The organism is Sutterella seckii (assembly GCF_009183815.1).
Classification (GTDB): domain Bacteria; phylum Pseudomonadota; class Gammaproteobacteria; order Burkholderiales; family Burkholderiaceae_F; genus Sutterella; species Sutterella seckii.
Genome location: NZ_WEHX01000166.1, coordinates 1 through 2205, shown reverse-complemented (window position 1 = coordinate 2205; position 2205 = coordinate 1). Strand labels below are relative to the sequence as shown.

The window sequence follows — 2205 nt, the reverse complement described above, 5'->3', positions numbered from 1 at the left end:
CTCGAAGACGCGCGCCTTGCCGGACGCCGCAGCGCCGGCCCCGCGGAAACCCGGGAAAACGCAAAAAAAGCCTTCATGGCGGACATCCTCGCCATGGCGCGCGCCGGACGCCGCTGACCTCCCGGCAGAACAATAAATTTTCCTACAAGACCCCGGAATGCCCGTTTTAAAGAAAGACCGCGCTGCCTTCATGGCGGCGCTCGCAAAGCTCAATCCCGATCCCAAATCGGAATTGAACTACACCACGCCCTTTGACCTTCTCATCGCCGTCATGCTCTCCGCGCAGGCGACCGACAAGGGCGTCAATCTCGCCACCGCAAAGCTCTTTCCCGTCGCCAATACCCCGGAAAAGATCCTTGCCCTGGGGCTCGAAAACCTCACGGCATACGTGAACACCATCAACCTCTACCGCACGAAGGCGGCGCACATCATGGAGGCCTGCCGCATCCTCGTCGATCAGTACGGCGGAGAGGTCCCCCGCACGATGAAGGAGCTCGTTGCGCTTCCCGGCGTCGGCAGGAAAACCGCCAACGTCGTTCTCAACGTAGCCTTCCACGAGCCGACGATTGCGGTCGACACGCACATCTTCCGCGTCTGCAACCGCACCGGCTTCGCAACAGGAAAGACTCCGACCGAGGTGGAGGAAAAGCTTCTCAAGATCGTCCCGGACGAATTCAAGCTCAACGCCCACCACTGGCTTCTCCTCTTCGGGCGCTACCTCTGCAAGGCGAGAAACCCTGAATGCACGAGGTGCCCGGTGGCGAATTTCTGCAATGCGCCCGAAAAGAAGGCGGCGCTCGCAGCTGCTGCGGAAGAGGCGGCAGACCTCGTTCCGGGAACGCCGCCGAAGAAGCCCGCACGCAGAAAGCCTGCGGCAAAGAAAGCCCCGGATTAACGACGGCAGAAGAATCTCAAAAAAGGAGAGACCCTTGAGAAGGCCTCTCCTTTTCTTTTGAACCGTCAGCGAAGCCGGCAGCGCACCGCGCCCGCCGGAGGCGCCTGATTGAAGGGATGGGAGCGGATGGAGAGAAGACACGGGTTTGCGAGCTGAGAAACCTCAGGCCGCACCGCCCAGAGGAAGGGCCCGAGCCCGCCGTTGGCGTCCGCGCGCGGCTGCGTCGAAAAAACGAAAATCGCGGCCCCTCCGCGCTTCGGATCGTCCGCTGCAAAGCGGCCCTTGCCGAGCCAGATGCCCGAATATCTGACCCGCCCGTTTTCGCCGAAGAAGACGAGGTCTCCGGGCTTGAGTTCGCTCCCGCGCCTTCCGCCCGAGAGCGGAGCGCCCAGCCGAGCCTGACGGTCCGGATCCGAGGGGAGGATCAGGTCGTGAAGACGATAGGCGCCCTCGGGCAAACTCATTCCGGCTTCGCTTTTCTTCCATCCGGCGCTTGCAAGCTTCTCTGCGGACTGAGCGGCCTTCGCGAGAAATCCTGCCGGGGATTCCCGGCGCAGGTTTTCCTCGTTGGCGGCAAATTCATCGTGGTCGACCGCATCGCCCGCACGAAGGATGCCGGTTCTGCCGTCAGGCAGAATCACGCTCCAGCCGCCATCGGGTATCTTCCTTTCGATCGGAAGCTCCGAAGCAAAAGGCGCCTTGAGGAAGGTCTTCCCGTCGCCCGAACCATTCACTTCAATTTCTGCCGCAAGAGCCGTCACAAGAACCTGACTGCGCCGGTTCCAGGCGACGATCGCGATGTCGTTTCTGAGCGAAAGCTCTTTGGCGCGCATCCAGCCCACCCGGCCTTCCGTCGACTTCACGAGCACGAGTCCGTCGAAACGATTGAGAAGGAGCTCCACCCGGCTTCCGAGCGGAAGCCTGAGCTCCGGCGTCCGGCCGTCGGCGAGCGCATCGGATTCAGACGAAAGACTCCCCCACGGGGTCTTCACGATGCCCCAGGTGAGGCGCTTCAGATCGTCGGCGTTGGGCACTTCCTCAACGCTCGATTCAATCCCGAGACCCGAGGCGGAGAGCTCCGCATAAAAGCCCGCAAGAAGCCCACGGTCGGCCGATGTGCCCGAAACGGCAACTGCGCCCGACAAGATCCCGGGCTTGAATTCCAGGTGAAGAAGATCCGTGCGCGCGTCGAGGTCGACCCTCTCCGCATAAGCCTTCCAGAGCGCCTCAGCCGCGTCGACGGGATTGAGCGGAAGCCCCTCGGCAGCCGGAACCTCCGGCCTCGATGGGGCGGAGGGGCCCGCAGCCGT

The 2205-nt window shown here is 62.7% G+C and carries 2 protein-coding genes; one reads left to right on the top strand and one right to left on the bottom strand.

Features of this window, described 5'->3' with window-relative positions; genetic code table 11:
* Nucleotides 1-157: 157 nt before the first annotated feature.
* Nucleotides 158-895 (top strand): endonuclease III, encoded by a 738-nt coding sequence (gene nth, locus GBM95_RS11560; RefSeq protein WP_152159231.1) that lies wholly within the window; start codon nt 158-160, stop codon nt 893-895.
* A 65-nt stretch (nt 896-960) separates the two neighbouring features.
* Here nth and GBM95_RS12420 read toward each other — a convergent pair.
* Nucleotides 961-2205 (bottom strand): NlpC/P60 family protein (locus GBM95_RS12420; RefSeq protein ID WP_193222700.1); only part of this gene is annotated, 1245 nt, incomplete at its 5' end.